Annotated in this window: 22 protein-coding genes; 8 read left to right on the forward strand and 14 right to left on the reverse strand. The window is 69.5% G+C overall.

The window, feature by feature from the left end; all coding sequences use genetic code 11:
- Positions 1 to 6 precede the first annotated feature (6 nt).
- Together ABD743_RS19480 and ABD743_RS19485 are read left to right on the forward strand one after the other, a co-directional pair.
- Positions 7 to 2,949, forward strand: a complete 2,943-nt coding sequence (locus tag ABD743_RS19480; RefSeq protein WP_344723538.1) for a glycoside hydrolase family 2 TIM barrel-domain containing protein — start codon at positions 7 to 9, stop codon at positions 2,947 to 2,949.
- A 36-nt stretch (positions 2,950 to 2,985) separates the two neighbouring features.
- Positions 2,986 to 4,047 (forward strand): LacI family DNA-binding transcriptional regulator, encoded by a 1,062-nt coding sequence (locus ABD743_RS19485; RefSeq protein WP_344723539.1) that lies wholly within the window; start codon positions 2,986 to 2,988, stop codon positions 4,045 to 4,047.
- Between the two features lie 11 nt (positions 4,048 to 4,058).
- On the opposite strand, the gene ABD743_RS19490 is transcribed toward ABD743_RS19485, so the two are convergent.
- The 3 genes from ABD743_RS19490 to ABD743_RS19500 are packed head-to-tail and all read right to left on the reverse strand — an operon-like array spanning position 4,059 to position 6,111.
- On the reverse strand, positions 4,059 to 4,424 hold the full coding sequence (locus tag ABD743_RS19490) for a hypothetical protein (RefSeq protein WP_344723540.1): 366 nt from the start codon (positions 4,422 to 4,424) through the stop codon (positions 4,059 to 4,061).
- Positions 4,421 to 5,551 carry a serine hydrolase domain-containing protein gene (locus ABD743_RS19495; protein WP_344723541.1) on the reverse strand — a complete coding sequence of 377 codons (1,131 nt, stop codon included), beginning with the start codon at positions 5,549 to 5,551 and terminating at the stop codon, positions 4,421 to 4,423. The genes ABD743_RS19490 and ABD743_RS19495 overlap by 4 nt, the downstream gene beginning before the upstream one ends.
- A gap of 41 nt (positions 5,552 to 5,592) precedes the next feature.
- The gene (locus ABD743_RS19500) at positions 5,593 to 6,111 is read right to left on the reverse strand and encodes an ArsR/SmtB family transcription factor (protein ID WP_344723542.1); all 519 of its coding nucleotides are present in this window, start codon (positions 6,109 to 6,111) and stop codon (positions 5,593 to 5,595) included.
- Positions 6,112 to 6,187: 76 nt separating this feature from the next.
- Between ABD743_RS19500 and ABD743_RS19505 the strand changes: the two genes are divergently transcribed.
- On the forward strand, positions 6,188 to 7,312 hold the full coding sequence (locus tag ABD743_RS19505) for a Gfo/Idh/MocA family protein (RefSeq protein WP_344723543.1): 1,125 nt from the start codon (positions 6,188 to 6,190) through the stop codon (positions 7,310 to 7,312).
- 115 nt (positions 7,313 to 7,427) lie between these two features.
- Complete coding sequence (locus ABD743_RS19510; RefSeq protein WP_344723544.1) at positions 7,428 to 8,018, forward strand: hypothetical protein; 591 nt, start codon at positions 7,428 to 7,430, stop codon at positions 8,016 to 8,018.
- Positions 8,019 to 8,055: 37 nt separating this feature from the next.
- Here ABD743_RS19510 and ABD743_RS19515 read toward each other — a convergent pair whose 3' ends face one another.
- Positions 8,056 to 10,812: an AAA family ATPase gene (locus tag ABD743_RS19515; protein WP_344723597.1), complete on the reverse strand. Its 2,757-nt coding sequence runs from the start codon at positions 10,810 to 10,812 to the stop codon at positions 8,056 to 8,058.
- Positions 10,813 to 11,133: 321 nt separating this feature from the next.
- Here ABD743_RS19515 and ABD743_RS19520 point away from each other — a divergent pair, with 321 nt between their 5' ends.
- The gene (locus ABD743_RS19520; RefSeq protein WP_344723545.1) at positions 11,134 to 12,042 is read left to right on the forward strand and encodes a LysR family transcriptional regulator; all 909 of its coding nucleotides are present in this window, start codon (positions 11,134 to 11,136) and stop codon (positions 12,040 to 12,042) included.
- A 57-nt stretch (positions 12,043 to 12,099) separates the two neighbouring features.
- A complete protein-coding gene (locus tag ABD743_RS19525; RefSeq protein WP_344723546.1) occupies positions 12,100 to 13,194 on the forward strand; it encodes an MBL fold metallo-hydrolase in 1,095 nt (364 codons plus the stop codon).
- A gap of 22 nt (positions 13,195 to 13,216) precedes the next feature.
- Here the strand turns inward: ABD743_RS19525 and ABD743_RS19530 are convergent, their stop codons facing one another.
- The 9 genes from ABD743_RS19530 to ABD743_RS19570 all read right to left on the reverse strand — a co-directional run bounded on the left by ABD743_RS19530 (position 13,217) and on the right by ABD743_RS19570 (position 20,153).
- The gene (locus ABD743_RS19530) at positions 13,217 to 14,080 is read right to left on the reverse strand and encodes an alpha/beta fold hydrolase (protein ID WP_344723547.1); all 864 of its coding nucleotides are present in this window, start codon (positions 14,078 to 14,080) and stop codon (positions 13,217 to 13,219) included.
- A gap of 10 nt (positions 14,081 to 14,090) precedes the next feature.
- Positions 14,091 to 14,240 (reverse strand): hypothetical protein, encoded by a 150-nt coding sequence (locus ABD743_RS19535; RefSeq protein WP_344723548.1) that lies wholly within the window; start codon positions 14,238 to 14,240, stop codon positions 14,091 to 14,093.
- Positions 14,237 to 15,124 (reverse strand): DUF4331 family protein, encoded by an 888-nt coding sequence (locus tag ABD743_RS19540; protein WP_344723549.1) that lies wholly within the window; start codon positions 15,122 to 15,124, stop codon positions 14,237 to 14,239. The genes ABD743_RS19535 and ABD743_RS19540 overlap by 4 nt, the downstream gene beginning before the upstream one ends.
- A gap of 322 nt (positions 15,125 to 15,446) precedes the next feature.
- Positions 15,447 to 16,319 carry a mycofactocin-coupled SDR family oxidoreductase gene (locus ABD743_RS19545; protein ID WP_344723551.1) on the reverse strand — a complete coding sequence of 291 codons (873 nt, stop codon included), beginning with the start codon at positions 16,317 to 16,319 and terminating at the stop codon, positions 15,447 to 15,449.
- 35 nt (positions 16,320 to 16,354) lie between these two features.
- Positions 16,355 to 17,197, reverse strand: a complete 843-nt coding sequence (locus ABD743_RS19550) for a mycofactocin-coupled SDR family oxidoreductase (protein ID WP_344723552.1) — start codon at positions 17,195 to 17,197, stop codon at positions 16,355 to 16,357.
- Positions 17,198 to 17,435: 238 nt separating this feature from the next.
- Positions 17,436 to 18,020 (reverse strand): TMEM175 family protein, encoded by a 585-nt coding sequence (locus tag ABD743_RS19555; protein ID WP_344723553.1) that lies wholly within the window; start codon positions 18,018 to 18,020, stop codon positions 17,436 to 17,438.
- Positions 18,021 to 18,076: 56 nt separating this feature from the next.
- Positions 18,077 to 18,517: a VOC family protein gene (locus tag ABD743_RS19560; RefSeq protein WP_344723554.1), complete on the reverse strand. Its 441-nt coding sequence runs from the start codon at positions 18,515 to 18,517 to the stop codon at positions 18,077 to 18,079.
- Entirely contained in the window at positions 18,517 to 19,395 is an 879-nt protein-coding gene (locus tag ABD743_RS19565) for a DUF427 domain-containing protein (RefSeq protein ID WP_344723555.1), read from the reverse strand. The genes ABD743_RS19560 and ABD743_RS19565 overlap by 1 nt, the downstream gene beginning before the upstream one ends.
- A gap of 38 nt (positions 19,396 to 19,433) precedes the next feature.
- On the reverse strand, positions 19,434 to 20,153 hold the full coding sequence (locus tag ABD743_RS19570; protein WP_344723556.1) for an SDR family oxidoreductase: 720 nt from the start codon (positions 20,151 to 20,153) through the stop codon (positions 19,434 to 19,436).
- A gap of 201 nt (positions 20,154 to 20,354) precedes the next feature.
- Here ABD743_RS19570 and ABD743_RS19575 point away from each other — a divergent pair, with 201 nt between their 5' ends.
- A complete protein-coding gene (locus ABD743_RS19575; RefSeq protein WP_344723557.1) occupies positions 20,355 to 23,147 on the forward strand; it encodes an ATP-binding protein in 2,793 nt (930 codons plus the stop codon).
- Here the strand turns inward: ABD743_RS19575 and ABD743_RS19580 are convergent.
- A complete protein-coding gene (locus tag ABD743_RS19580) occupies positions 23,144 to 23,857 on the reverse strand; it encodes a MerR family transcriptional regulator (protein ID WP_344723558.1) in 714 nt (237 codons plus the stop codon). The genes ABD743_RS19575 and ABD743_RS19580 overlap by 4 nt on opposite strands.
- Before the next feature lie 133 nt (positions 23,858 to 23,990).
- Here ABD743_RS19580 and ABD743_RS19585 point away from each other — a divergent pair, with 133 nt between their 5' ends.
- Positions 23,991 to 25,247 carry an erythromycin esterase family protein gene (locus ABD743_RS19585; protein ID WP_344723559.1) on the forward strand — a complete coding sequence of 419 codons (1,257 nt, stop codon included), beginning with the start codon at positions 23,991 to 23,993 and terminating at the stop codon, positions 25,245 to 25,247.
- Positions 25,248 to 25,295: the final 48 nt, after the last annotated feature.

The following is a 25,295-nucleotide window of genomic DNA, read 5'->3' on the forward strand; positions in this document are numbered from 1 at the left end:
CGGGTCGTGGACGACCCGCTGAAGGGAAACACGCCGATGACGTCGGACGCGTACGAACCCTCGGCGCACGCGCTGGAACCACGTGCCTGGTTGCGCTCCGACGCACCCCGGCTGGACCTCTGCGGGTCGTGGCGGTTCCGGCTGTTCCCGCGCGCCGACACGGGCGTCGACCCGGCAGATGACGGCAGCGACAGCAGCTGGACGGACCTGCCGGTGCCCGCGCACTGGCAGCTCCACGGCCACGGCAGCCCGGCCTACACCAACGTCGCCTACCCCTTTCCCGTCGATCCGCCGCGGGTGCCGCTGGAGAACCCGACGGGCGAGTACAGGCGCCGGGTCGAGCTGCCCGCCGACTGGCCGGCCGGCACCACGGAGCTGCGATTCGAGGGCGTGGACTCGCGGGCGCAGGTGTGGGTCAACGGCACCGAGGTGGGCTGGTCCACCGGGAGCAGGTTGCCGGTGGAGTTCGACGTGTCCGCGGTGGTGCGGCCGGGCCGGAACCTGCTCGCGGTGCGGGTCCAGCAGTGGTCGGCCGGTAGCTATCTCGAGGACCAGGACATGTGGTGGCTGTCCGGGATCTTCCGCGAGACCGCCCTGCTCGCCCGACCCGAGGGCGGGATCACGGACGTGGCCGTGCACGCCGGATTCGACTCCGCGACGGGCACGGGCGAGCTCCGCGTGGACGCGGTCACCGGCGGCGGAGCTGCGGCGCGGTTGCGCGTGCCCGAACTGGGCGTCGACGTGCCGGCGGGCGAGCAGGTCACGCTGACGGACGTGGAGCCGTGGTCGGCCGAGGTGCCTCGGCTCTACGACGGTGAGCTCGCGACGGCCACGGAGCGGGTGCGGTTGCGGATCGGCTTCCGCACTGTTGCGATCGAGGCCGGCGAGCTGCGCGTCAACGGCCGGAGGCTGCTGTTCCGGGGGGTCAACCGGCATGAGTTCCACCCCGACACCGGCCGCGCCGTGGACGAGGCCACCATGCTCGCCGACGTCCTCCTGATGAAACGCCACGGTGTCAACGCGGTGCGGACCAGCCACTATCCACCGCATCCACGTTTCCTCGAACTGTGCGACGAGTACGGCCTCTACGTGGTGGACGAGTGCGATCTCGAGACCCACGGGTTCTTCCTGGTCGAGTGGCGGAACAACCCGTCGGACGACCCCCGTTGGCGCGCGGCGTACCTGGACCGCGCCCGGCGCACCGTGTACCGCGACCGCAACCACCCCTCGGTGGTGATGTGGTCGCTGGGCAACGAGGCGGGCAGCGGGGTCAACCTCGCGGCGATGGCCGCGGAGATCCGGACGATCGACCCCTCCCGCCCGCTGCATTACGAGCACGACCGCTCGGCCATGAACTCCGACGTGTACAGCCGGATGTACGCCTCACCGTCCGAAGTGGAGCAGATCGGGCGCCGTGCCGAGGAACCGCATCCGGATCCGGCCGCCGACGCCCGCAGGCGCACGTTGCCGTTCGTGCTGTGCGAGTACGCACACGCCATGGGCAACGGGCCGGGTGGCCTCGCCGAGTACCAGGCGCTGTTCGAGCGCTACCCGCGTTGCCAAGGTGGGTTCGTGTGGGAGTGGCTCGACCACGGGCTGCGCACCCGCACCGCTGACGGCACCGAGTTCTTCGGCTACGGCGGCGATTTCGGCGAACGCCTGCACGACGGCACCTTCATCGCCGACGGGCTGCTGTTCCCCGACCGCACGCCCTCGCCCGGGTTGCTGGAGCTGGCCGCCGTGATCGCCCCGGTCCGGATCGCCGCCGCGTCCGGCTCGGGCATCGTCGTCACCAACCGGTACGACGTCCGCGATCTCACGCACGTGACCCTGCGCTGGGCGCTGGAGAGCGAGGGAGCGGAGATCGCCAAGGGCGAGCTGCCCACACCTCGGCTCGATCCGGGGGAGACCGTCGTGCTGGAGGTTCCGGAGCTGCCGCTCACCACGGGGGAGAGCTGGCTGACCGTCCGGGCGGAGCTCGCCGCCGACGAACCGTGGGCGCCTGCCGGGCATGTCGTCGGCCAGGGCCAGCTGCTCGTCACGCCCGCCGGGCCGGTGCCCCCGGTCGGTGCGCCCGCGCGGTGGCCGGCCACCGTCCACAGTGGAAGGAACCTCGTCGGGCCCGCCGAGCTCGATGCCGACGGTGCACTGCGCCGGATCGGAGACCTGCCTGTCGACGGGCTCCGCCTGGACCTGTGGCGGGCGCCCACCGACAACGACCGCGGCCATCCGCAGCGAGCCGCGGCGGGCCAAGGTGCCTCGCTGCTCGCGCAGTGGCAGGCCATCGGCCTCGACCGCCTGGAGCACCGCGTCGACGACGTCCGGCTTGCCGACGGCGCACTCGTCGTCACCACCTGGGTCGGGGCGGCCGCGACGGACGTGGCGATGCGGGTCCGGTACCGGTGGACCGCGGACGGCGAGAAGCCCGAGACGGCCGTGCGCCTGGACGTCACCGTCGAGCCGCACGGGCCGTGGGAGGTGCCGTTGCCGCGGCTGGGCCTGCGCACCGGCCTGCCTGCCGCGATCGACACCGTCACCTGGTTCGGCACGGGCCCGGGGGAGTCCTACGCCGACAGCGGCTCTGCGGTGCGGGTCGGCCGGTTCCGGGCAAGCGTGGCCGAACTACAGACGCCGTATGTGCACCCGCAGGAGAACGGCAACCGGCGCGGGGCGCGCTGGGCCGAGCTGACCGGCCCGGACGGCGGGCTGCGGGTGGAGGGCCTGCCGACGATCGACCTCACCGCCCGGCGATGGACCAGCGAGCAGCTCGGCGCGGCCGCGCACCCGTACGAGCTGGCTGCGGGTGACCGGCTGTGGGTGAACCTCGACGTCGGGCAGAGCGGGCTCGGGTCGGCATCGTGCGGACCGGGCCCGGCGCCGGAACACCTGCTGATGCCCGCCCCCGCCACCTTCTCGCTACGGCTGTTGCCGCTCGCGATACGGCGGTGACATCGTCCGAGGAGCGGAGGGGCGAGAATTCCGAGCATGGACGACGGCGAGCTGACGGTGGTGGACGGCGCCGCGGCCGTGCCGCGCGCGCGGCGGGGGCGGCGGGTGTCGATAGCCGACGTCGCCCGCCGCGCCGGGGTGTCCGCCCAGACCGTCTCCCGCGTCTCGAACGGTTTCCCCGGCGTCGTCGAGTCGACTCGGGACACGGTGCTGGCGGCCATGGCCGAACTCGGCTACCGGCCGAACAGCGCGGCCCGCGCCCTCAAGCGCGGGGAGTTCCGCACGATCGGTGTCATCGTCTTCTCCTTGTCCACCACGGGTAGCACGCGCACCCTGGAGGGCATCGCCACGTCCGCGGCCGAAGCCGGATACGCGATCACGTTGCTGCCTGTCGCGGTGCCTACGCAGGGCAGCCTCCGCGGTGCCGTCACCCGCCTCGGCGAGCTGGCGGTCGACGCGGTGATCATCGTCATGGAGATGCACCTCCTCGACAGCGCCGCCATCGACCTGCCGCGGGGAATGCCCGTGGTCGTCGGCGACCACGACGCGGGTGCCAGATACAGCGTTGTCGACACCGACCAGACGGGCGGAGCACGTGCGGCCGTTCAGCACCTCCTGGACCTCGGTCATCGCACGGTCTGGCATGTCGCCGGTCCGGCTGCGTCCTTCGCCGCGCAGCGCCGCGAGGAGTCCTGGGAGGCGACCCTCCGTGCCGCTGGGCTGGACGTACCCCCGGTGGTTCGCGGCGACTGGACCCCCGAGTCCGGATACCGCGCGGGGCTCCGCCTCGCCGATGAAGCGGATTGCACGGCGGTGTTCGCGGCGAACGACGAGATGGCGCTGGGCGTGCTCCGCGCGATGCACGAACGGGACCGTGCCGTGCCCGGTGACGTCAGCGTCGTCGGATTCGACGACATTCCGCATTCGGCGTCGTTCTTCCCGCCGCTGACGACGGTGCATCAGGATTTCGCCGAGGTCGGCCGCCAGTGCGTACAAGGCGTCCTGCGCCAGATCCGCACGGACGAGCCCGAGCACGGCTTCACGATCGTCCCCAACCGGCTCGTGGTGCGCCGGAGCACCGCACCGCCGCCGCCGTAGCCCTGGTCGGGTCAGGCGAGCACAACGACCATGCCGGCGCCGACGGCCGCGTAGATGGCGGTGAGGACCGCTCGCATGGTGGGCCGCGAGGTACCTGAGGTCGGGGCGCCCCAGCCCAGCGTGGGCCAGCGCAGGATCACTCCGGCGATCCCGATCCCGACAGCGACCGCCGCGATCACCCAGGCCCAGGACAGCAGGCCCGGCGGCGGGATGACGGCACGCACGAACGCCAGCGCCACGACGGCGTCCACGGTGGAGCTGACCAGCACGAACCTGCTGGGGGCCGCGAAGGCCCCTCGGGACCACGCCCGCAGCACCTGGTTGCCGGTCATCATCACCGCGAACAACCACAGCCCGATTTCCAGCGCCGCGATCATGCCTCACCTCCGATGCGTTCGAGCAGGGTGAACCCCGTCGCTGTGATCCGGTCGGCCGGTTCCCCAGCGGCGGCCAGCACGACGACGGCGGTGCCCGCATCCCGGTCGATCCCGAGAAATGAGGAGAACCCGCCGGTGCTCCCGTTGTGCCAGACGACCGTGGTCCCGGTCGCAGGGACGGCCCTCGTGAACCAGGCCCATCCGATGCTGTCCTCCTCGTCGAAGGTGCTGCGAGACGTGAGGGCGTCGATACCGGGCGCGCTGCCGTCGAGCAGCGCTCGGGCGAGAACGGCCATGTCGGTGATGTCGGCCCTGCCGGTGCCCGCGGGGCCCATCGCCTCGCCGAGCCACGGGTCGGCACGGCGGCCGCCTCGGGCCTCGCCCAGCAGGTCGCGGGGGCCCAGCTCAGCGGCGGAGACGGGGACGATGGTGTCGGCCATTCCGAGCGGGATGAGCACCCGCTCGGCCAGCAGCTGCGGATAGGGCGCCCCGCCGGCCGCGGCGAGCGCGGCGCCCAGCAGTTCGAAACCGACGTTGGAGTACGTGGCCGGCGGGGCGTCGGGGTGGACGTCGGCGAGTTCGGCGAGGAGCTGCGTGAGCGTCGCGATGTGCGGGTCCCCGGCCGAGAGCCCGCTCCAGTAGCCCCGAAGAAACTGCGCGACGGTGGGTGGCTGTCTCGGCAGGCCCGAGTGGTGCGTGGCGAGCTGGGCGAGGGTCACCTCGGCGATCGGTCCGTCGACCGGGACGAGATCGCCGAGCCGTGTGGCGGCCGTGACCTCGCCGCGGCCGATCATCTCCGCGAACAGCAGACCCGTCAGCCCCTTGCTGATCGATCCGATCTCGAATCGGTCGTCGAGACCGGCGCCGATTGCCACGGTGCGCGTGCCGTCCCTGGTGACGGCGGCGACGGCGAGCGCCGGCTGCCCTTCGCCGACGACCTCACGGGCCAGCGTCGCGAGCGCCGCGTCCCCGACGTGGTGGTCGGGGAGCCGGCTCGGCGCGGGCCGCGCCACGAGCCCGACCGCAAGGGCCAGCGCGGCACACACCACCACCACGACAACGGTTCCTCCGGCGCGGGGCCGGGATGGCGGCGGGGCGTGTGGGGCGATGGTTGATGAGCTGGTCACGGTGCTTCCTCCCCCTGGTGGTGCGGTTCTTGCGGTGCGTGTCATAGGGCCGTTGCGACAGCGACGAGCAGCGGCACGACCCGCTCGACCGGGACGTGGATCTGTCCGCGCCCGGCGGAGCGCAACCAGCCGGTAGCGGTCAGGATGCGGACGTGGTGATAGACCTGCCCGGTCGTCCCCATGCCGTCGAGCTCGGCGAGAGCTGCTGGGCTCGTGTGGCCGCGCAGCACGGCGAGCAGCAGCTGCAGGCGCACCGGATGCCCGAGCGCGGACAGGCGTGCCGCCGCACTGTCCGCGGCACCCTCGTCGAGATCGAGCAGGGCTTCGGTCGGGTGCCCGTACTGCCAGCTCGCTGACCCTGCGGCTGTCTCGACCTCGCCGGCGAACACCACCTCGCCACCGTCAGAACCTGCGAGTCGCGCTCGCAGGCCCTCGAGCACCCAGAACGTCTGGGCGTCTGCGCTCACCGCCCGACGGTCCGCTGGTTCGCCGTCGAGGCGCGCTTCGACGGCCCGCAAGCGGGCATCAAGATCCCGTAGCGCCTCGGTGTCGAACTCCATGGCGCCAATATTACGAATTTACGTAATCGTCGCAAACGGCTTTCGGTGCGCGCTCCGAGCCAGCTTGCGGAGGACGGTGAACCTGGCACCCTGGTCCGCCACGCATGTCGCAGCGGGGGACGGGGCGGATCCGGTGACGGTGTCGAGCGGCCTGCGATTGGGCGTCGTGGGTCTCAAGATGGGCCTCTACCTGGCGGACTGGGCGCAGCGCGTCGGGCTGCAGGTGGTGGCCGGCTGTGATCGCGACCCGGAGACCCGCGCCGCCGCGGCGGGCCGCTTGCCCGGCGCGAATCTCACCGACCGGTGGGAGGACCTGCTCGAACTCGACCTCGACGGCGTGGTGTTGGCGAACGACTTCGACGCGCACGCGCCGCCGGCGATGGAGTTCCTCGAACAGGGTGTGCACGTGCTGTCCGAGTCCGCGGCGTGCACCACCGTGGAGGAGGGACGCCGGCTCATCGAGGCTGTCGACGGGTCGGCCGCGACCTACTCACTGGCGGAGAACTACGTCGCCCACCCACACGTGCGCGCGATCCGGGAGGTGGTCGCCCGCGGCGAGGTGGGCAGGGTCGAGCTGATCGAGGCGGACTACCTGCACGGCATGTCGCCGGAGATGGTGGACGCGCTGATCGGGGACCCAGCGCACTGGAGGGGGCGCATCGCACCCACCGCGTACTGCACCCACACGATGTCGCCGGTGCTGGCGATCACCGGGGCGCGACCCGTGGAGGTCACCGCATTCACCGTGGACGAGACGAACCGACGGGCCGCGGTGGTCATGGTGGTCCGGCTGTCCACGGGCGCGCTGGCTGTGACCCGGCACGGATTCCTGCAGGGCGAAGCGGACAGCCACTGGAGTTGGGTGTCGGTGCGGGGCAGCCGCGGGCTGGTCGAGTCCGGACGTGGCCCGGGTGAGCGGGCCTGGTCGGTCCGGGTTCGAACCGAGGGGTGGGCGAGCGACGACGGAGAAATCCGCGACGACGAGCGAACACCGCCGCCGCTGTTCCTGGCGGGCGATGAGGTCGAACGGCGCGCCGAGGGAACGGCGCTGATACTCACTGCGTTCCGCGCGACGATCGAGCACGGTGCGCCGCCGCTGGTTCCGGTGCGTCCGGCGGTTGCGGCAGTACTCGTCGGCGTCATGGGCGCGCAGTCGCTGGCAAACGGATCGCGACCCGTCCCGGTGCCGAGCGTCGACTGATGATCCGGATCGGCCCCCTGAGCCGATCCTGATCACGCGCTACTGGTCACGGGCCTGGCGGGGAGGTAGGCAGGTATGCGCAACCCGGAATCCGGCGAACTGACAGGAGCAGCACGTGCAGCATGCCTTCGTCTTCAACGAGGTTGCCGTTCTCGTACGGCACTGGTTCGAGATCGACCTCGCCGACAGCCACATGGAGCACGGTGCGCGCGTCGAGATCCGGCTGTTGGCCCCTCAACCGCGCCGTGGTTCCGAGTCGGCCGCCCAGGTGATCGTGGTCGATCAACCCGTGTGGCGGGCGGACCTGTTCGATCGTCTCGACGGCAGCCCCGGAGCGTTCGAGGCGGCGCACTTTCACCCGCACTTCGTGGGGGTCGAGCCAAGTGAGCGTCACTGGGACGAGGCGGTCAAGGCCGCGCCGTGGGACTGGCTGCGGACCCGCCTGTCCGATGTCGCGGCGATCGTTGCCTCGGCGGGCATGCAGCTTCGTGACCCAGCAACCGAGAACGAGCAGGTCAGGGCCGATGCCGAGGTGATCGTCGCCGCCGCACGGAGCCGTGCGCCGATGCTGTGCCGGTCCAAGCAGCAGTGTCATGACTGGACCCGGGATGCCGAGGTCGCTGTGCACAGCATGCTGGGTTCTCTGGGGCGGCCTGATCTCCTCGACCGGGATCGGGTGTCGCCGTGGATTCCGGTAGGAGCGTGAGGGACCACCGCCGCGTGTGGCGGGAGGGAAGCCCGATTCAGCGATAGAGCTGTACGCGTGAGGTGATGTGGAGCTTGCCGAAGATCTTGTGCAGGTGCCACTCGACGGTGCGCGGGCTGAGAAACAGCCGGGCCGCGATCTCGGGGTTCGAGAGGCCCTCCCGCACGAGGCCGACGATCTGCATCTCCTGACTCGTGAGTTCGCCATCCTTCTCGACGGTCCGTCTGCGGCTGCGTTGGCCGGCGGCCTGCAGCTCCCGAGTAGCGCGGCGGGCGAACGCTTCCATATCCATGGCTGTGAACATGCGGAAGGCGATACGCAGTTGCTCACGCGCTCTCAGCCGAGAGTTCGCGCGGCGAAGCCACTCGCCGTACAGGAGGTGTGCGCGGGCGAGTTCGCCGCGGATGCGTGTGCGGCCGAGGCGGGCGATCGACTCGCGGTATGCCTCCTCGGCAGCCTTACCGTTGCTCAGCAGAGCGCGGGAGCGGGCCTGGATGCCCAGCGCCCATTCCGTACCGCTCGCGTCGGTCGCTTCCGCGAGTCGCTGATATGCCGCGGAAGCGTGCTCGGGCATCGCGCTGCGGCCGGCCGCCTCGATGAGCTCGATCAGCGTCCCCCAGGTGGGCATGCCCGACGCCTGCGGGCACACGTTCTCGGCGTGCTCGGCCGCGGCAAGTGCGTCCTCGTACCGGCCCAGGCTGTTGCAGAGCAACGCTTTGGCCCTGTAGCTGACGATCAGTCCGAAGCCTTCTCCTCGTCGCAGGGCGTCGGTGACGGTGCTCCCGATGAGTTCGCAGGCCTCGGATTCCCGACCGTGCCAGGCTGCAAGCAGCACGGCGCCATAGGGGGTGAGGGGACTCCCGGTCGCCTCGGTGACCGCGTCCAGCTCGTCGAGCAACGGCGCGGCTGCAGCGAGCTCGCCGACGAGCACGTGTGTGGCGATGCGTGAGTTCAGGACGAGGGGGAGCGTGGTGGACGCCCCGGCGTCCCGGGCGACCTGGAGACAGCGGGTGGCGACCATCTCCAGCGCTTCGTCGTCCCAGAGATTCACGGCGGTGATGTGGGCGGGCCAGGGCAGGCGCAGTCCGTCGCGGCGGGAGATGTCGTGGCTGAGCACGGCGTCGAGGGCCCGCTTCAACGTCGGCAGCCCCGCCGTGTATCCGTCGGTGTAACGCGTCGCGAGGCCGTCGAGGAGAAGATCGGTCGCGCGCGACGGCAGCGCCGAGGGCGGCGCGGAACGTGCGGCCTCGGCGACCTCGCGCACGCCGGCCAACGGGCTCGCGATCATGGCCGCGGAGAGCGCATCCAGGTAGGTCTCGCGGGCCAGTTGGACATCGAGTGGTTCGAGTTGTCGGGCGGCCCTGAGCAATAGCGGTGGTGCCTCGCTGCCCGGGTTCACGGCAAACGTGATCTGTGCGCGCAGGAGTTCCAACCGGGCCCGCTGCGGCTCGTCCAACGGGTCCACTTCTGCCAGCGAGAGCATTCGCAGGGCCGCGTCGGGCTTGCCGGCCCGATGCGCGGCCTGTGCCGCAACCAGAGCGCGCTCAGCGCGGCGCGCCCGCTCCGGCGGTGTCAGCTCGGCTGCCCGTTGCAGGAACGCGGCCGCCGCGGCCGGTCCGCCGCGGGCCCGCGCCAGCGCCGCTGTCCGCTGCAAGTCCCCGACGACCTCCTCGTCGGGCTGGGCTGCGGCTTGCGCCCGGTGCCAGGCACGTCGATCAGGATCCGCGACCGGGTCGGTGACCTCTGCCAGTGCCCGGTGCGCGATGCGCCGTTCCAGCACCGATGCCGCCTGGTAGACGACCGAGCGGTGCAGCGGGTGCTGGAACCGCACATGGGCGCCGACCTCGAGCAGCCCGGCTGCGGCCGCCGGCTCCACCGCCTCGACACCGATCTCCAACCGGGCGCCCGCCCGCCACAAGAGCACGGGGTCACCGAGCGGCTCCGCCGCCGCGATCAGGACCAGCCGGCGCGTCGCGGCCGGAAGCGACGCCGGCAGACTCTGCAGGTACTCCTTCTCGACCCACCTCGGGAGAGCCTGTGCCCCAGGCGATCCCGACCCGCCGGCCAACTCCGCAGGCGTCAGTCCCAGCAATGCCGCCGGGTTCCCCCGCGTCTCGGCGACGAGTCGGTCGAGCACCTGGTCGTCCGACGGTCCGCGGTGGAACGAGCGCACCAATGCCCGCGCCTCGGCGTCGGGCAGTCCGGCGACCACCAACTTGCGCAGGCCCGTCAACTCGGGTGTGCAAGCGGGCTCGCGCGTCGCGAGGATCAGGGCCACCGGTTGCGATTCCAGTCGACGTGCGGCGAACGTCAGTGCCTGCAGGGAGGCGCGATCGAGCCACTGAGCGTCGTCCACGACGAGAAGAAGCGGCCGTTCCCTGGCGACCTCGGTCAGCAGGCCCTCTACCGCCAGGCCGACCAGGAAACGATTCGGCCCCGGCTCACCGCGCATCCCGAGCGCCGCCTGTAAAGCATCGCGCTGATGAACGGGAAGGACCTCTGCCCAGCGCAGCATCGGCGCGCACAACCGATGCAGGCCGGCGAAGGTCAGGTCCGTCTCCGGCTGCACACCCGCGGCCCGCGCCACCCGGAATCCCGTGACCTGCTCGACCACGTGCTCCAGCAGCGCGGTCTTACCCACCCCGGGCTCGCCGCACAGCACCATCGCCAGGCTCTGACCGGCCCGCACGCCGGCCACCAGTCGATCGAGCACTCCACACTCATCACGCCTGCCCGACAACTCATGGTGGCGCCGCGACCGGCGCCCGCCGTTGTCGAGCCGCCCGGTGAGCACGCGGTGTGGTCGATCGGAACTCCCGACGCCGAGATCGACAGGCCGCGAGCCGTGGCCGAGTGGAATCAGTGGCTCGCCTGTCATCCGGCTGCGGTGCCGGGTCCGGGGGAGTTGGGCGCAGACATGACGAGGCTTCCTCCATGTTGTCCGGATTCTGCACCCGGGCACAGTTCCAGAAATGATCGGTTCGCCGGCGAGTCGACTCAGGCGCTCTCGAGCTGTGCACCTTGCTGTTCATTGGCTTAACGGCGTGTTCAAGGATCAGGAATTTGGAGAGCCGGGGGTAGACCGCAATCGGGAATTACCTCCTACCATCTGGTTATGAGCGAGACCGTTCCGGATCTCGAGAGCCTCAAGCTGCTCGTGCTGGTCGGCGAACTCGGCAGCCTCGGTCAAGCGGCGGGGCGGCTGAGGACGAGCCAGCCGGCTGCGAGCAAACGACTGGCTGCACTGGAGCGCCGCCTGCATCTCACCCTCGTCGATCGGAGTCGCCGGGGCTCACACCTCACCTCGGAGGGGCGTGCAGTGACCCAGTGGGCCCAGCGGGTCCTCGCCGAGGTGGACGAACTCATGGTCGGCGTCGCGGCACTCCGCGCCGACCGTGCCAACGACCTGCGCATCGCCGCCAGCATGACGCTCGCGGAGCATTTCGTACCGGGCTGGATCGGCGCGTTGCAGCGGCGAACGCCTGGGCTCCACGCGAGCCTCAGGGTCACGAACTCCGAGCACGTCGCCGACCTGGCTCTGCGCGGCGAGATCGGTATCGGTTTCATCGAAGCTCCCACGGTCCCCGCACGGCTGAGCTCGCAACAGGTGGCGAAGGACAGGTTGGCGATCGTCGTTCACCCAGGGCATCCATGGGCGCAGCGCAGGCACGTCGTCGAGTTGGCGGAGCTCGCGCAGACCCCGCTCATCGTGCGTGAACTGGGATCCGGCACACGGGAAACCCTCGACCGCATGCTGGAGAGGGCCGATCTCCGCACGGCTCGGCCCCTGCTCGAGCTCGACTCGAACGCCGCCGCACGCAGCGCGGTCATCGCGGGTGTGGCGCCGGCAGTGCTGAGCGCGATCACCGTGCAATCGGACATCTCCGCAGGCCAGCTCGTCGAGGTCGCCATTGCGGGTGTCGACCTGCACCGGACTCTGCGTGCGGTGTGGCCGGAGGGCCGGAAACTTGTCGGCGCCGCCGAGGAGCTACTGCGCGTCGCCATACGGGCCTGCCGGGGTTAGCTCGCGCGGCGATTCCGGGGCCGGTGTCTCGACTGCGGTGCGCCCCACCCCGGGGACGTGACCGGGGTGTCCACGGGCGCCATCGATCCTGTGCCGCCGGAAGATGAACCGGAAATCGCGCGGATAGGCGCTTTCAATCATGTCTCGCCCTCAGGGAAAGGAGTCGACGTGAGACGAACAATGGTGTTGCGCAAGGGAGCTCTGCTCATCGTCGCCGTGACTGTCGCCATGGCACCTGCGGCCTGCGCGGCCCCAGCCGACCAGGGTGCCGCAACGTCCGGATGGGTGGACCAGCAGGCTCCCGGCTTCTACCGGTTGAGGCTCGGCGATTTCCGGATCACAGTCCTGTCGGATGGCACGGCGCCTCGCGACCTTCCTATGATCATGAGCAAGCCTGACGATGTCAGGGCGGCCTTCGAGGCGTCGCATGAAGCGCTACCGACGGAGCTGTCGATCAACTGCTTCCTGGTTGACACGGGCGCGCAGAAGATCCTGGTCGACACCGGTGCAGGCGAGCTGTTCGGGGCGACGTCCGGGAAGCTGGTCGACAATCTGCGCGCTGCGGGCTACCGACCCGAAGACGTCGACACGATTCTGCTCACGCACATCCACGGTGACCACTCAGGTGGCCTGAGCATCGGGGGCAAGGCCGTGTTCCCGAACGCGAGGGTCTATGTCGACAAGGATGATCCGGACTACTGGCTCTCCTCCGCAGCCGAGGCCGGCGCGCCGGCGGATCGCAAAATGACGTTCGTACAGTCGAGGCAAACCCTCGACCCGTACATTCAGGCCGACCGGCTCCGGACCTTCGACGGCGAGACAGAGCTGTTCCCGGGCATTCGCACGGTGCCCGAGCCCGGGCATACGCCTGGACTGACGGGCTACCTGGTGGAAAGCCGGGGCGAGCGCATGCTGCTGTGGGGCGATATCGTGCACGCCGCCGAGGTCCAGTTCCGGGATCCGTCGATCACTGTTGAATACGACGTGGATCCGGCGCAGGCGGTGGCGTCAAGAATGCGGATGCTGGGCGATGCCCCGAAACAAGGATATCTTGTCGGTGGCGCTCATCTCTCGTTCCCAGGGCTTGGTCACGTTCGCGCCGAACAGAACGGATTCAGCTGGGTTCCTGCGCCGTACATCGGGCACCCGTGAATTCCGGACGTCGGCGCCGACCTCAGTCCAGGAAGGCGTTGACCTCCGCCGCGAACTCCTCCGGGTGCTGGAAGAGGAACCCGTGGCCTGCGCCTGGGTAGATCGACAGTGCGGCGTTGGGCAGGTTCGAGGCCAGTAGCCTGCTGTTCCTCGTCGGTATGAGGATGTCGTGGTCGCCGTTCGCCACCAGTGTGGGATGTGTGATCCCCGAGAGCCGGTGCAGGCGGGTGGGGTCGGGTATTCCCCAGGTGGTGATCGCGTCGAGTTGGGCGTCCCGGGTCTGGAGGCTGGTCGGCGCGTCGCGGTCCTGCGTCCGGCTGCAGATGCGGTCGACGAACTCCCAGCCTTTGCCGATGCTCGTGGGGGTGCGCTCGAAGAAGAGGGAGACGAAGTCCTCGCCCGTGGGCTCGTCGCGTGTGGCCGCGTCCAGGACGTCTGAGGTGAAGCCGTGCATCTGCTCGCCTCCTTGCGGGCCGGTGCCGGCAAGGACGAGCCGGTTCACGAGGTGCGGCCTGATGAGCGTGAGTTCCTGAGCGACGAACCCACCGAGGGAGAAGCCGAGGATGTCGAGTGTGCGCAGGCCGAGAGCGTCGACGAAGGCGAGTGCGTCGTGCGCCATCGCTGTGACGCTGTTCGGTGTTCGTCCTGAGGATCCGCCCACCCCGGTGTTGTCGAGCAGGATCACCTCACGTTCGGCCGCGATGGCGTCGATGAGCAGTGGATCCCAGTTGTCGAGGTTGCCGCGGAAGTGCTGCAGGAACAGCAGCGGTGTCATCTCGGGCCCGGTGCTGCCGAAGCGGCGGTAGGCATAGGTGATCCCGTTGCCGGCCTCGATGTAGAGGTTGGGAGCGGTGAACTGCGTCGGTGCAGTAGCAGGTGTGGTCATGGTGCGGCCGTCACTCGGCCGGGGCGGCCACGACGTAGGGAAAAGCCGCGCTCCGTGTGCGCGCGAACTGCCCCGAGGTGAGACCGGTGCTGACAGCAGAGTTGAGGACGAGCGAGAACATCACCTCAGGTGCGTTGTCGGCCAGGTCGCGACCGTTCATGTCGGAGAACCCGAACTCGGCGGACGTGCCGGTCCGATAGGGCACAACACGTCGGGCAGCAGCCGTCGTGCCACCGATCTTCCGTGGGCCTCGGGGTCGCCGGCCGTTCCGTTCGCCCGCACCACGCCCGCGACGAGCTTCGCGATGTGTTCGCTCTCGGCAGGCAGTTCGTCGGCCGGATGCGTCTCGTTCGTCGTGCTGGCGGCCTCGCCGTCGTCGGGGCGGAAGATCGGCCAGATCATGGGGTGGCCCTCGCGATTGATCTGTCGCCAGCCACCGGCGTCGGTGGCCAGCTTGGTGACGCTCCAGACCCCGATGTTCCGGTCGACGCCCAGGTGCGGGTCGTCGTCGGCGATCTCGAGCACGATGGAGTGGATGAACGAGCCGGCGAAACTGCTCTGCGCGATGTCGGGGCGCCAGCCTGGAAGTTCGATCTCCGCGCCCCTCGTGACGGCGGCGTTGATGGCGAAGACCTGCGTGAGGTCGACGTAGAACGGGTCCGCAGCGCGGCCGGTCCATAACCGCAGTCCGGCCGGCCCGGTGATGACGGCGCCCGTTCGGCCCTCGGCGAGCAGCTCGCCTTCTGCGGCGTCGTCCCGAGCCTGGGAACCGGTGAGGACACGGAGTGACACGGACTGGCCGCCGTCGGCGTCCCACGGGCCGAAGCTGAGCCGGTAGGTGAGATCTTCCAGCTCGCCACCGCTGGCGTGGATCTTGAACTCGTAGCGGGCCTCCGGGTGCCACCCGAGGGGCGCGTCCGTCGCCAGCGAGGAGTTCACATCCATGACGAAGACCGTGCCGGTCTCGCCGCGGAAGACGTAATGGTCGGTGAGGTCGAGCCGGTTGTCCCTGCGAGACAACTCGGAATCCAGGTGGTGAGACACGCTGCAAATGCTCCTTCGGGAAAGGTGAAGGGAGGTCGGTTGCGCGCATGGGCTTTCGCCGTGCTGTTGGGCTTCCGTCAGCGCGGCGACCCTGCCGCGGATTCTCGGTCGTGCGCCGCCGGTAGCCAGGCCCAACTGTCGCGCCGTGAGCGCCGGGCTGCACCCGTGAATGCACGTGGCACCTCCCTGGTCGGACGGACTCTCCCGTGGTGTGGCCGGTGGTGCCGTCATAGGCGCTGTGGCGGAGCACGAGAGTCGACCGTGCAGATCGCAGGCCGATCGAGGAAGGAAACGAGGGTGGGCCGGACAAGCCCCGGAGCACTCAGATCGCTGTGGCCGACGTGGCAGCGGGAAGATGCGGCAGTCTGAACGGCGCTCGGCCACCGGCGTCGATCGGCAGCGCGATGCCGGTGATGTGCCGCGTGTCGTCCGAGGCCAGAAAGACAAGTGCCTTGCTGACGTCCTCGACCTCCAACCACGGCACGGGCAAGGCATACAGGTGTTGCATCCGGAGCGCGACGTCAGCAAGCGTCCGGCCAGTGGAGCCGACCACGAAGTCGATGAAGTACTCGTTGTCGATCATCGGTGTGCGCACGGTTGCCGGGTGCACCGAGTTCACCCTTATGCCGTGCGGCGCCAGCTCCACGGCGAAAGCCTTTGCCAGCCCCGTCACGCCGTGCTTCGCCGCGTTGTAGTGGGCCATGTTCGGCAGAGCGTGCAAGCCGGCGAACGAGCTGGTCAGAACGATGGAGCCGCCGCGGCGCCGCTTCAGCATCGCGGGCAAGGCGGCCTTGACAGTGCGCCACACCCCACTCAGGTTGACGTCGATGACGTCGTCCCATGCCGCCTCACGCAGCTCCCACGCCGGAGCAAAGTTTTCTATCCCGGCATTGGCCACCACGATGTCTATGTGGCCGAACTCTTCGAGCGCTTCGGCCACGACAGCGTCGATCTGAGCGCTGTCCCGGACGTCTGCCCGCCGCGCGATGATCCGTCGATCCAGAGACTCGACCAGTCTCACCGTCTCAGCCAGATCCTCGTCCGTGGCCATCGGATAGGGAGCCGTCGCGGTGTCTGAACACACGTCGAACACCACGACGTCCGCGCCTTCCAGGGCAAAGTGCTTGGCATGCGAGCGCCCCTGGCCACGAGCGCCTCCCGAGATCAGGGCTACTTTTCCCGACAACTTGCCCACTTTCCACCCTTCCTGTGATTTGTGTGCTGTATTCATTAATGCTGTGGAACTTTCACTGGTAGCAGGCTTCCGGCATCGACGACGTGCTGCGTTCCCGTGACGAACCTGGACTCGTCCGAGGCGAGGTAGAGCATGGCATTGGAGACGTCTCGCACCTCGACCCACGGAACCGGCAGCGCGTTGTTGGCCTGCATCGCCGCGGAGAACTGCTCGGCCGTGATATCCGCTGAGCCGGTGAAAGCCGCCCGGGCGGCGAGATTGTTGATCATCGGCGAATTCACGTTCCCGGGATTTACTGCGTTGGCACGGACTCTGTACGGCGCCAGCTCTACGGCGAAGGCCTTCACCAATCCGATGACGCCGTGCTTCGCCGCCGTATAGTGGCCGAGTCGAGGTAGGGCTGCGATGCTGCCTGTCGACCCGGTGACGATGATGGAGCCCTGGCGGCGTTCGATCATTGCGGGCGCTACTGCCTTCATCGTCTTCCATGTCCCGCTGAGGTTGATCTCGACGACGTCTCGCCAGGACCTCTCGTCCAATTCCCAGAGACATCCGACGCCGGCTATCCCGGCATTGGCGACCGCAATGTCGATTGCGCCGAACTTTGCAAGCCCCTCGTCCACCACCTCTTGGATCCGCGCTCCGTCTCGTGTGTCGCCCTGGCGTGCGATGATCCGCCGGTTCAGCGATTCGACGAGCTCAACGGTGTAAGTCAGGTCGTTCGGCGTGGACATCGGGTAGGGTGCTGTCTCCACCTGGTTGCAGATATCGAACGCAATGATGTCTGCGCCTTCCTCGGCGAAACGGACGGCGTGCGACCTGCCTTGGCCGCGCGCTGCTCCCGTGATGAATGCAATCTTGCCGTCGAGTCTGCCCATGTCGGCTCCGTTCCATGTGATGTGTTGCTCGCAACAACTTCCCGGTTGCATTGCACCCTCTGGAATGCAACTGTGGCGCTTGCGAATCATGCCGTGGACCGGCGCGGCTTGCGCCCGTGAAGGCCCCGGTTGTGTCCCTGGTGTGGCGGTCGTGGTCGCCAGGGTGGAGAAGGAACGCCTGGGGTCGAGGCCTTGTGTGGGATGACCGAGAGGGCCTGGATGCGACCCATGAAGTGATCTAGCTCTTGACGGCTGGCAATCGGGGTTCAGGCCGGATGTAGAGGACCAAGCAGAAGCAGATCAGTGCCATGCCTACTACCGGAGCGAATAATGCAACGACAGTTGCTGCTGCGAAGAGACCCAGGGTCACCCAGGACCGCGTTCGAACTATGTGGCGCAGGGCCGGATCGCCCAACTTCGGCCGGTCCAATGCCTCCCAGTACAGACCCAGATACGTCGCATCCACCAGGAAGAAGATGGCTGCGTAGAGGCTGACGGGCGACGGCGCCAACCTGGAGTCGGCGACCCACGCCGTGGAGAACGGCACGAGTGAGACCGTGAAGAGATGGGCGAAGTTCGCCCACACCAGTCGCGGTGTCGATGTTTGCGCGAAGCCCATCAGGTGGTGGTGGTTGGCCCACACGATCGCGATGAAGAGGTAGCTGACCGCGTAACTGACCCCTGTCGGCCACAGCGACAGGAGTGCCGCGAAGGAGTGCTCCGCCGGTGGCCTCAGATCGAGTACGAGAACTGTGATGAGCACCGCGAACACGGCGTCCGAGAACAGGTGCAGTCGGTGCGGAGTGCTCGGTTTCTGAGCCATCCCCGGTCTCCTCCCTGGCACAGGACTGAGCAGCCGCTTCCATCCGCAGCCGCGTGCTACGCGCCCTCGCGCCGGCGACAGCCGATCTCCTGAAGCACCCAGGTGTTGCCGTCCGGGTCGGTGAAGTCGGCGAAGCTGGCGTAGTCCCGGTGTTCGGGGTCGGGACCGGGTTGCCAGCCGCCCTTCCAGTCTTCGATCGGGGCCTTGTGCCGGAGGTCGCTGACATCCACACCGCGTCCGCTGAGTTCGCGATGGGCTGCCTCGATGTCGGTGACGACCAGGTAGGTGCTGCGCGTCGATCCCGGTGGGGCCTCGGTGAGCCCGGTGCCGATCTGGATCGAGCAGGCCGAGCCCGGGGGTGTCAGCTGCACGACGCGGAAGTCGCTGCTGGGGTGATAGTCGACGTCGAGAGTGAAGCCGACCTTCTCGATGTAGAAGGCGGCAGCCCGGTCGACGTCGCTCACGGGCAGGGTGACCACGTCGAGGTGGTACTCCATCAGGCACCTGCCAGGTTCTGCCCGGTGAACACCTCGTCGGTGGTGAGGTCGCGGTCGACGCCGTGCGCGATCACGGACTGGCCGGGTTCGAGCCGGAGCCGGGAGCCGTCGAGGTGCACCTCGACCTTGTCCGGCTCGAACGAGACCAGGCCGGAAATGCGTCTGACCCCGGGCCAGGCGTCCAGGTAGGACCAGGCTGCGCCGTGTGCGTCGTCGATGTCGTAGTAGCTGGCCAGGCCCTTGTAGGGGCAGAACGTCTGGCCCGATGCGGGAGTGAGCGCAGATTCGTCGACGTCCGCGCGCGGGACGTACCAGCGGGGCGCGAACCCGGACTCGTACAGGGCCAGGGGATGGCTGGTGTCGGCGATGACTCGGTCGCCGTGGCGGACGACGAGATGCCGGCTGGTCTGGCGGATGTCGATGCGGTGGTAGCTGTCGGCTGCGTGACCGACGATGCGCTCGTCTTCCTCGTAGAAGGCGTCCATGGCCCTCCACGCGAACGCGACCCGGTCTTTCAGGTCGCTCGCGTGGGCAGCGAGTTCCGTGTGCTGCCATGCGGCGCGTGGTTTGCTCTGCCCACCTGCTTCGACGGTGTACCAGGTCGTTGCCCCGAGATCCGCGTGCCGGGTGGTGTGCGTGCTGGGCTGAAGCACACCATCGGTGATGTCGCCGAGCGGAAAGTAGGCCACCGGGTAGCGGCCGGGCTCGTGCAGCAGCACGACGTCCTCGCTGTCGGCCACCCAGGCGCCGCCGAACCGGACACGCATACGGCGGCGCAACGGCTCGGCGAACAGCAGCCGCGCGGGTAGCGGATCAGGCACGAGGAACCGGCCGATCGCGCCCGGGGCGAGCGGCCCTTGCTGCCAGGACAGACCCATCGTTTCCCTTTCTGGAGAGCCCGCGGGGCGCGGAGGTGTCAGGTCAACGGCTCGCCGCCGTCGATGTGCAGCGTCTGGCCGGTGAGGAAGGGGCTGGTCAGCGCGAACAGGACACCGTTCGCGATGTCGTCGACGGTCCCGATCCGCCGGACGGGATTGCGGGCGCTGATGTCGGCGAAGTAGTCGGCTTTGCCCTGCTCGCCGAAGTCGTCCCAGGCGCCGGTGTCGATCACACCGGGCGAGATGGCGTTGACGCGGATCGGGGCCAGTTCCAAGGCCAGGGAGCGGGCCAGCACGTCGGCGGCGCCGTTGGTGATGGCAACGCCCATCGTCCCGACTGCGATCTTCGACGCGGCGACGCCGGAGAAGAGCACGATCGATCCGTCGGCCGTCATCAGGGGCGCCAGGTGCTTGGCCAGCATGAGCGGGCCGATCACCTTCGTGTCGAACGACAGCCGGATCGCATCCCGGTCCAGGTCGGCGACTCGGCCGCGTGCGCGCGCGGACGCGGTGGACACGACGTGGTCGACCGCGCCGAGCCGTTCGCCGAGAGCGGCGATGGAGGTCTCGTCGGTGAGGTCGACGCGTTCGGTGGTGATGCATGGCTCGCCGGCGTAGGCCGCGGCCAGGGTGTCCTGGTTGCGGCCGGCGGCGATCACGCGCGCTCCCGCGTCACGGGCAGCGAGGGTGACGGCGCGAGCCATCCCGCTGCCCCGTCCGATGACCAGCACGGTCTGGTCGTGCAGGAGTCCGGTCATGAGGGCGTTCCTTTCAGGAAGCCGCGGTCTTCGCTGGTGCATCGGCGGCGTAGCGGTGACGGACAGTGGCGTCTGCTGTGCCTTCGGTTGACGGGCTTCAGGCGCTCGGGGTGGAGCTTCCAGCCGCCTGGGCCGGGGTCGTATCCCCTGGTTGCTGGTCGTCATGGGTAGTGGACCCGCCACACGGATAACGTGGCCCCCGTGCAGCTGCCCGGAAGCTCGCCGAAGTGGCGGTGCACCCCGGAACTGGCCGGCCGCCACACTGAGTGTCAGGTGCTCGACCGGCTGGTGGAGGCTGTCCGCGCTGGTGAGAGCCGAGCCCTGGTGGTGCACGGCGAGCCGGGCGTGGGCAAGACGGCCCTGTTGGACTACCTGGCCGGGCACGCATCCGGCTGCAGGGTGGTGCGCGCCGCCGGCGTCGAGTCGGAGATGGAACTGGCGTTCGCCGGGATGCACCAGTTGTGCGCGCCGATGCTGGATCGGCCGGAGTCGCTGCCGCTGCCGCAGCGAGATGCACTGCGCACCGCGTTCGGCATGAATGCCGGCCCGGCCCCGGACCGGTTCCTGATCGGTCTGGCTGCGCTGAGCCTGCTGTCCCATGTTGCCGAGGAGCAGCCGCTGGTGTGCCTGGTCGATGACGAGCAGTGGCTCGACCACGCATCGGCGCAGGTCCTCGCGTTCGTCGCCCGCCGGCTGGGGGCGGAGTCGGTCGGCTTCGTCTTCGCGGCCCGGGCGCCGGGCGGGGCCCTGGCGGGACTACCGGAGCTGGTGGTCCGGGGGCTGCGGGAGGCCGATGCCCGCGCGCTGCTGGATTCGGTGCTGACCGGGCCGATCGACGGGCGGGTGCGCGACCAGATCGTCGCCGAGACGCGGGGCAACCCGTTGGCGCTCCTGGAGCTGCCGCAGGGCTTGACCGTCGCGGAACTCGCCGGCGGATTCGGGCTCCCCGGTGCCGTACCGCTCGAAGGCAGCATCGAGGAGAGCTTCCGCCGGCGCGTCAGCGCGCTTCCGGACCGGACCCGGCGCCTGCTGCTACTTGCGGCCGCGGACCCGACCGGCGACCCGGCGCTCGTGTGGCGAGCCGTCGGCCGCCTCGGGATCGGCGCCGACGCAGCGGCACCCGCGGCAGACGCCGGTCTGGCCGAGTTCGACACGCGTGTCCGGTTCCGTCATCCACTGGCCCGCTCGGCGGCCTATCAGTCGGCGTCGACGCAGGACAGGCAACTGGCGCACGGTGCCCTGGCGGAGGTCACCGATCCGCAACTCGACCCCGACCGGCGTGCCTGGCACCGGGCGCAGGCATCGCCAGGGCCGGACGAGGACATCGCGGTCGAGCTCGAACGCTCGGCCGGGCGGGCGCAGGCGCGCGGCGGCCTGGCCGCGTCAGCCGCATTCCTGAGGCAGGCGGCAACGCTGACACTCGACCCGGCGCAACGGGCCGGGCGTGCGCTGGCCGCCGCGCAGGCCAAGATGCAGGCGGGCGTCTTCGACGTGGCGCGGGACCTGCTGGCCATGGCCGAATCCGGGCCGCTCAGCGACGTCCAGCAGGCGAGTGTCGACGTGATCAAGGCCCAGCTCGCGTTCGTCACCAGCCGGGGTAGTGACGCTGCGGCGCTGCTGCTGAAGGCAGCGAGGCGGCTCGAGCCCATCGACGTGGATCTTTCCCGCGCGACCTATCTGGACGCGCTGCTTGCCGCAACCTTCGCAGGCCGGCTGGCCAACCCCGGCGCTGACGTCGTGGAGGTGGCCCGCGCGGCCGGCGCGGCACCTCGGCCGCGGCGCGACCCGAGTGCCCCCGATCTCCTTCTCGACGGCACGGCAGCGGCTCTTCATACGGAGTACGCGGCGGGCGTCCCGATACTGCGGAGGGCCCTGACCCGGTTCGGTGCCGGTATGTCCGTCGACGAGGAACTGCGCCGGATGTTTCTGGCGTGCATCACGGCGATGCGGATCTGGGACGACCATCGCTGCGACGTGCTCTCCGCCCGGTACGTCCAGCTCGCGCGCGAGACCGGCACGCTCAGCGAGCTTCCGCTCGCCCTCACCGCGCGCACCTTCACGCTTCTGCTCTCCGGTGACCTGACCTCGGCGGCGTCGTTGACGGACGAACTGCAGGCGGTCACGGAAGCGACGGGAAGCGGCCTCGCGCCCTACGGTGCTCTGGGCCTAACCGCGTTGCGCGGCGACGAGGCGGGGGCATCCGCGCTGGTCGAGGCCACCATCGAGGACGTGACCAGGCGCGGGGAAGGCATCGGGATCACCTTCGCCGAGTGGGCGAACGCCATGCTGAACAACGGCCTCGGCCACTACGACAAGGCCGCGTCCGCGGGCCGGCGTGCCGCCGCATACGACAAGGAGCCTGCCGCGCTGTGCTGGTCCTTGGTCGAGCTGATCGAGGCCTCCGCACGATGCGGGATGACGGAGACCGCGACCGCGGCCTGCCGCCGGCTCACCGAGATGACCGGTGCCGGCGGCACCGACTGGGCGCTGGGGGCCCAGGCGCGGTCGCACGCTCTGCTGAGTGAGGGCGACGCGGCCGAGCGCCTGTACCGCGAGTCGATCGCCCGCTTCGGGAAGACCCGGCTCCGCGTCGATCGCGCCCGCGCCCACCTCCTGTACGGGGAATGGCTGCGCCGGGAGCGTCGCCGCGGCGAGGCGCGCGAGCAACTGCGCACGGCTCTCGGCATGCTCGAGGCAATGGGCGTAGCCGCGTTCGCCGAGCGGGCCAGGCGTGAACTTCGGGCCACCGGAGAGACCGCCCACAAACGCGCCCCGGTCGAGGGGCACGAGGAACTCACCGCCCAGGAGGCCCAGATCGCCCGACTGGCGCGCGACGGGCTGTCGAACCCGGAGATCGGCACCCGCCTGTTCATCAGCGCACACACCGTCCAGTACCACTTGCGCAAGGTGTTCGCGAAGCTCGGCATCACCTCACGCAGCCAGCTCGACCGCGTTCTGCCGGGGAGCCCGGCCACCGTTCAGCGGTCGCACTAGGTGGCGGTGGCGGCGCAGCTCAGGTCGTACTGTCCAGGCCGCGCAGCGAGATAGCGGTTCAGCGCCGCCGCGGCGACCAGCATCGCCCGGGACCGAGCATTCAGAGCCTGCCGGCGATCGGCCAACGCACGGGTGACCTGGGCGGGGTCACGGGTGTCGCGAAGCTCGTCGAGCAACAGCCGGATGTCGGCGATCGAATGACCGGCCCGTCGAAGCTGGCCGATGAGGTGAGCGTCGCGCACGTCACCAGCCACATAAATCCGGTGACTCTGGTGGTCGCGGAAGGGCTGCAACAGCCCGTCTCGTTCCCAGCGGCGCAATGTCGCCGGCTGCAGACCCAACTGATGGGCCAGCGGCCCGATCGAGACCGGCGCACCGTCCCACGACTGGACGGTGATGTCTCTCAGGGTGGTCTCGACCGCATCGACGATCCCGCGCGCCGAGACGAGCGCGGCATGGCTTCGATCGATCAGGTCGAGCGCGTCGTCGAGTCGGTCCGCGTTGACCGCGACCATGATCGCGCGGGCAGCGGGGTGACCGTGACCAGGGACCAGTGCCAAGAAGGCGTCCAGGGCGAGCGCGTGACGCTCGGAATAGCGCCGGTACCCCGACGCCGTCCGCGCGGCCGGCGGCAACAGACCTGCGTCCTCATAGTTGCGCACCGCTTGAGTCGACAGCCCGTGTGTCCGCGCCAGATCGATCGGCCGCATCAGCCCGCCTTACCATCCGATTGAAGGTATCGCTGCGCCCACCAGCCACTAGCGCTTCCGAAGTTTCAATCGAATGTTCAACGATACGGTTGAGCTGGTCAACGCGCCCACCGACAGACCGGAAGGCCCACGCATGACCAGCGCCATCCCCACCCCCGTGATCAGCGCCGACAGCGACGACCACCAGACGATCGGCGAGGCCATCGCCGCAGAGATCGCCCACCTGCCGCACCGGCCACGGCTGCTCGGGTTCGGAGAACCCATGCACGGCGAGGACGAGTTCCCCCGCCTCCGGAACGCCGTCTTCGCCGCCCTCGTCGAGCAGGCAGGCTTCACCTCGATCGCCCTCGAAACCAGCGCCTGGCACGGCCGCGCCGTCGACGCCTACATCCGAGGCGGCGACGGCGTCGAGGACGACATCATGGCCGCCGGCTTCACCCACGGATTCGGCGAATTCCCCGCCAACCGAATGCTGATCCGTTGGATGCGCGAGCAGAACCGACACCGCCCGAAAGCCGCGCACCTACGGTTCGCGGGTTTCGATGCTCCCACCGAGATGACCGAAGCACCCAGCCCGCGCACCGCACTCCAGGTGCTGCACACCTTCCTGCGCGCCCACGCCGGCAGCGGACTCGACCTCCCACCATGGGACACCATCGACCTGCTGCTCGGCCCCGATGAGCCCTGGATCGAACCGGCCGCAGCGATGGAACCCGCCCGCTCGATCGGCAGCGATCCCCGGGTCCACGACCTGCGCGCGATCACTGACGACCTGCGCTGGGCCCTCACCGGCGAGACCCCTCGCCTGCGCCACGAGACCAGCCCCGACGACCTCGAGGACGCCCTCCTCGCGGGCCGCGCTGCTGCGGGCCTGCTCGCCTATCACGAGGCCATGGCACGAGACACCGACCACCGCTGGCAACGCCTCGCCGCCATCCGCGACACGATGATGGCCGAGAACCTCCAAGCGATCGCCGAGCGCGGTCCGACCCTCGTGTCCGCCCACAACGAGCACCTGCGAGCCGGAACCAGCTCGATGTCGTTCGGCCCGATGACCCTGCGATGGCAAACCGCAGGCGCACACCTCGCCGACCGCCTCGGCAACGACTACCGCGTCATCGCCTGCGCGCTCGGCGAAGCCACCCATCACGAGATCCCGGAGCCGGCGTCGGACACCATCGAAGGCGCCCTTCACCACGGCCTGCCACCCGGGAACCATCTCCTGTCCGCACCGGCGCTACAGCCCCTCCAGCAACTGGGCACGACACGCAGCTCCCCGAATTTCAGGTACATCCCGATCGACGACACCTTCCTCGGCCAGATCGATCAAGTCCTGTTCCTGCGCACCATCACGCCCAGCACGACCGCTCCCGTGGGAAAGGCGATCTAGCGCCTCCGTCGTCACACGACCTCGACCACCGTCCAAGCGACTACAGGG

This window comes from Pseudonocardia yunnanensis, from assembly GCF_039534065.1.
Classification (GTDB): domain Bacteria; phylum Actinomycetota; class Actinomycetes; order Mycobacteriales; family Pseudonocardiaceae; genus Pseudonocardia; species Pseudonocardia yunnanensis.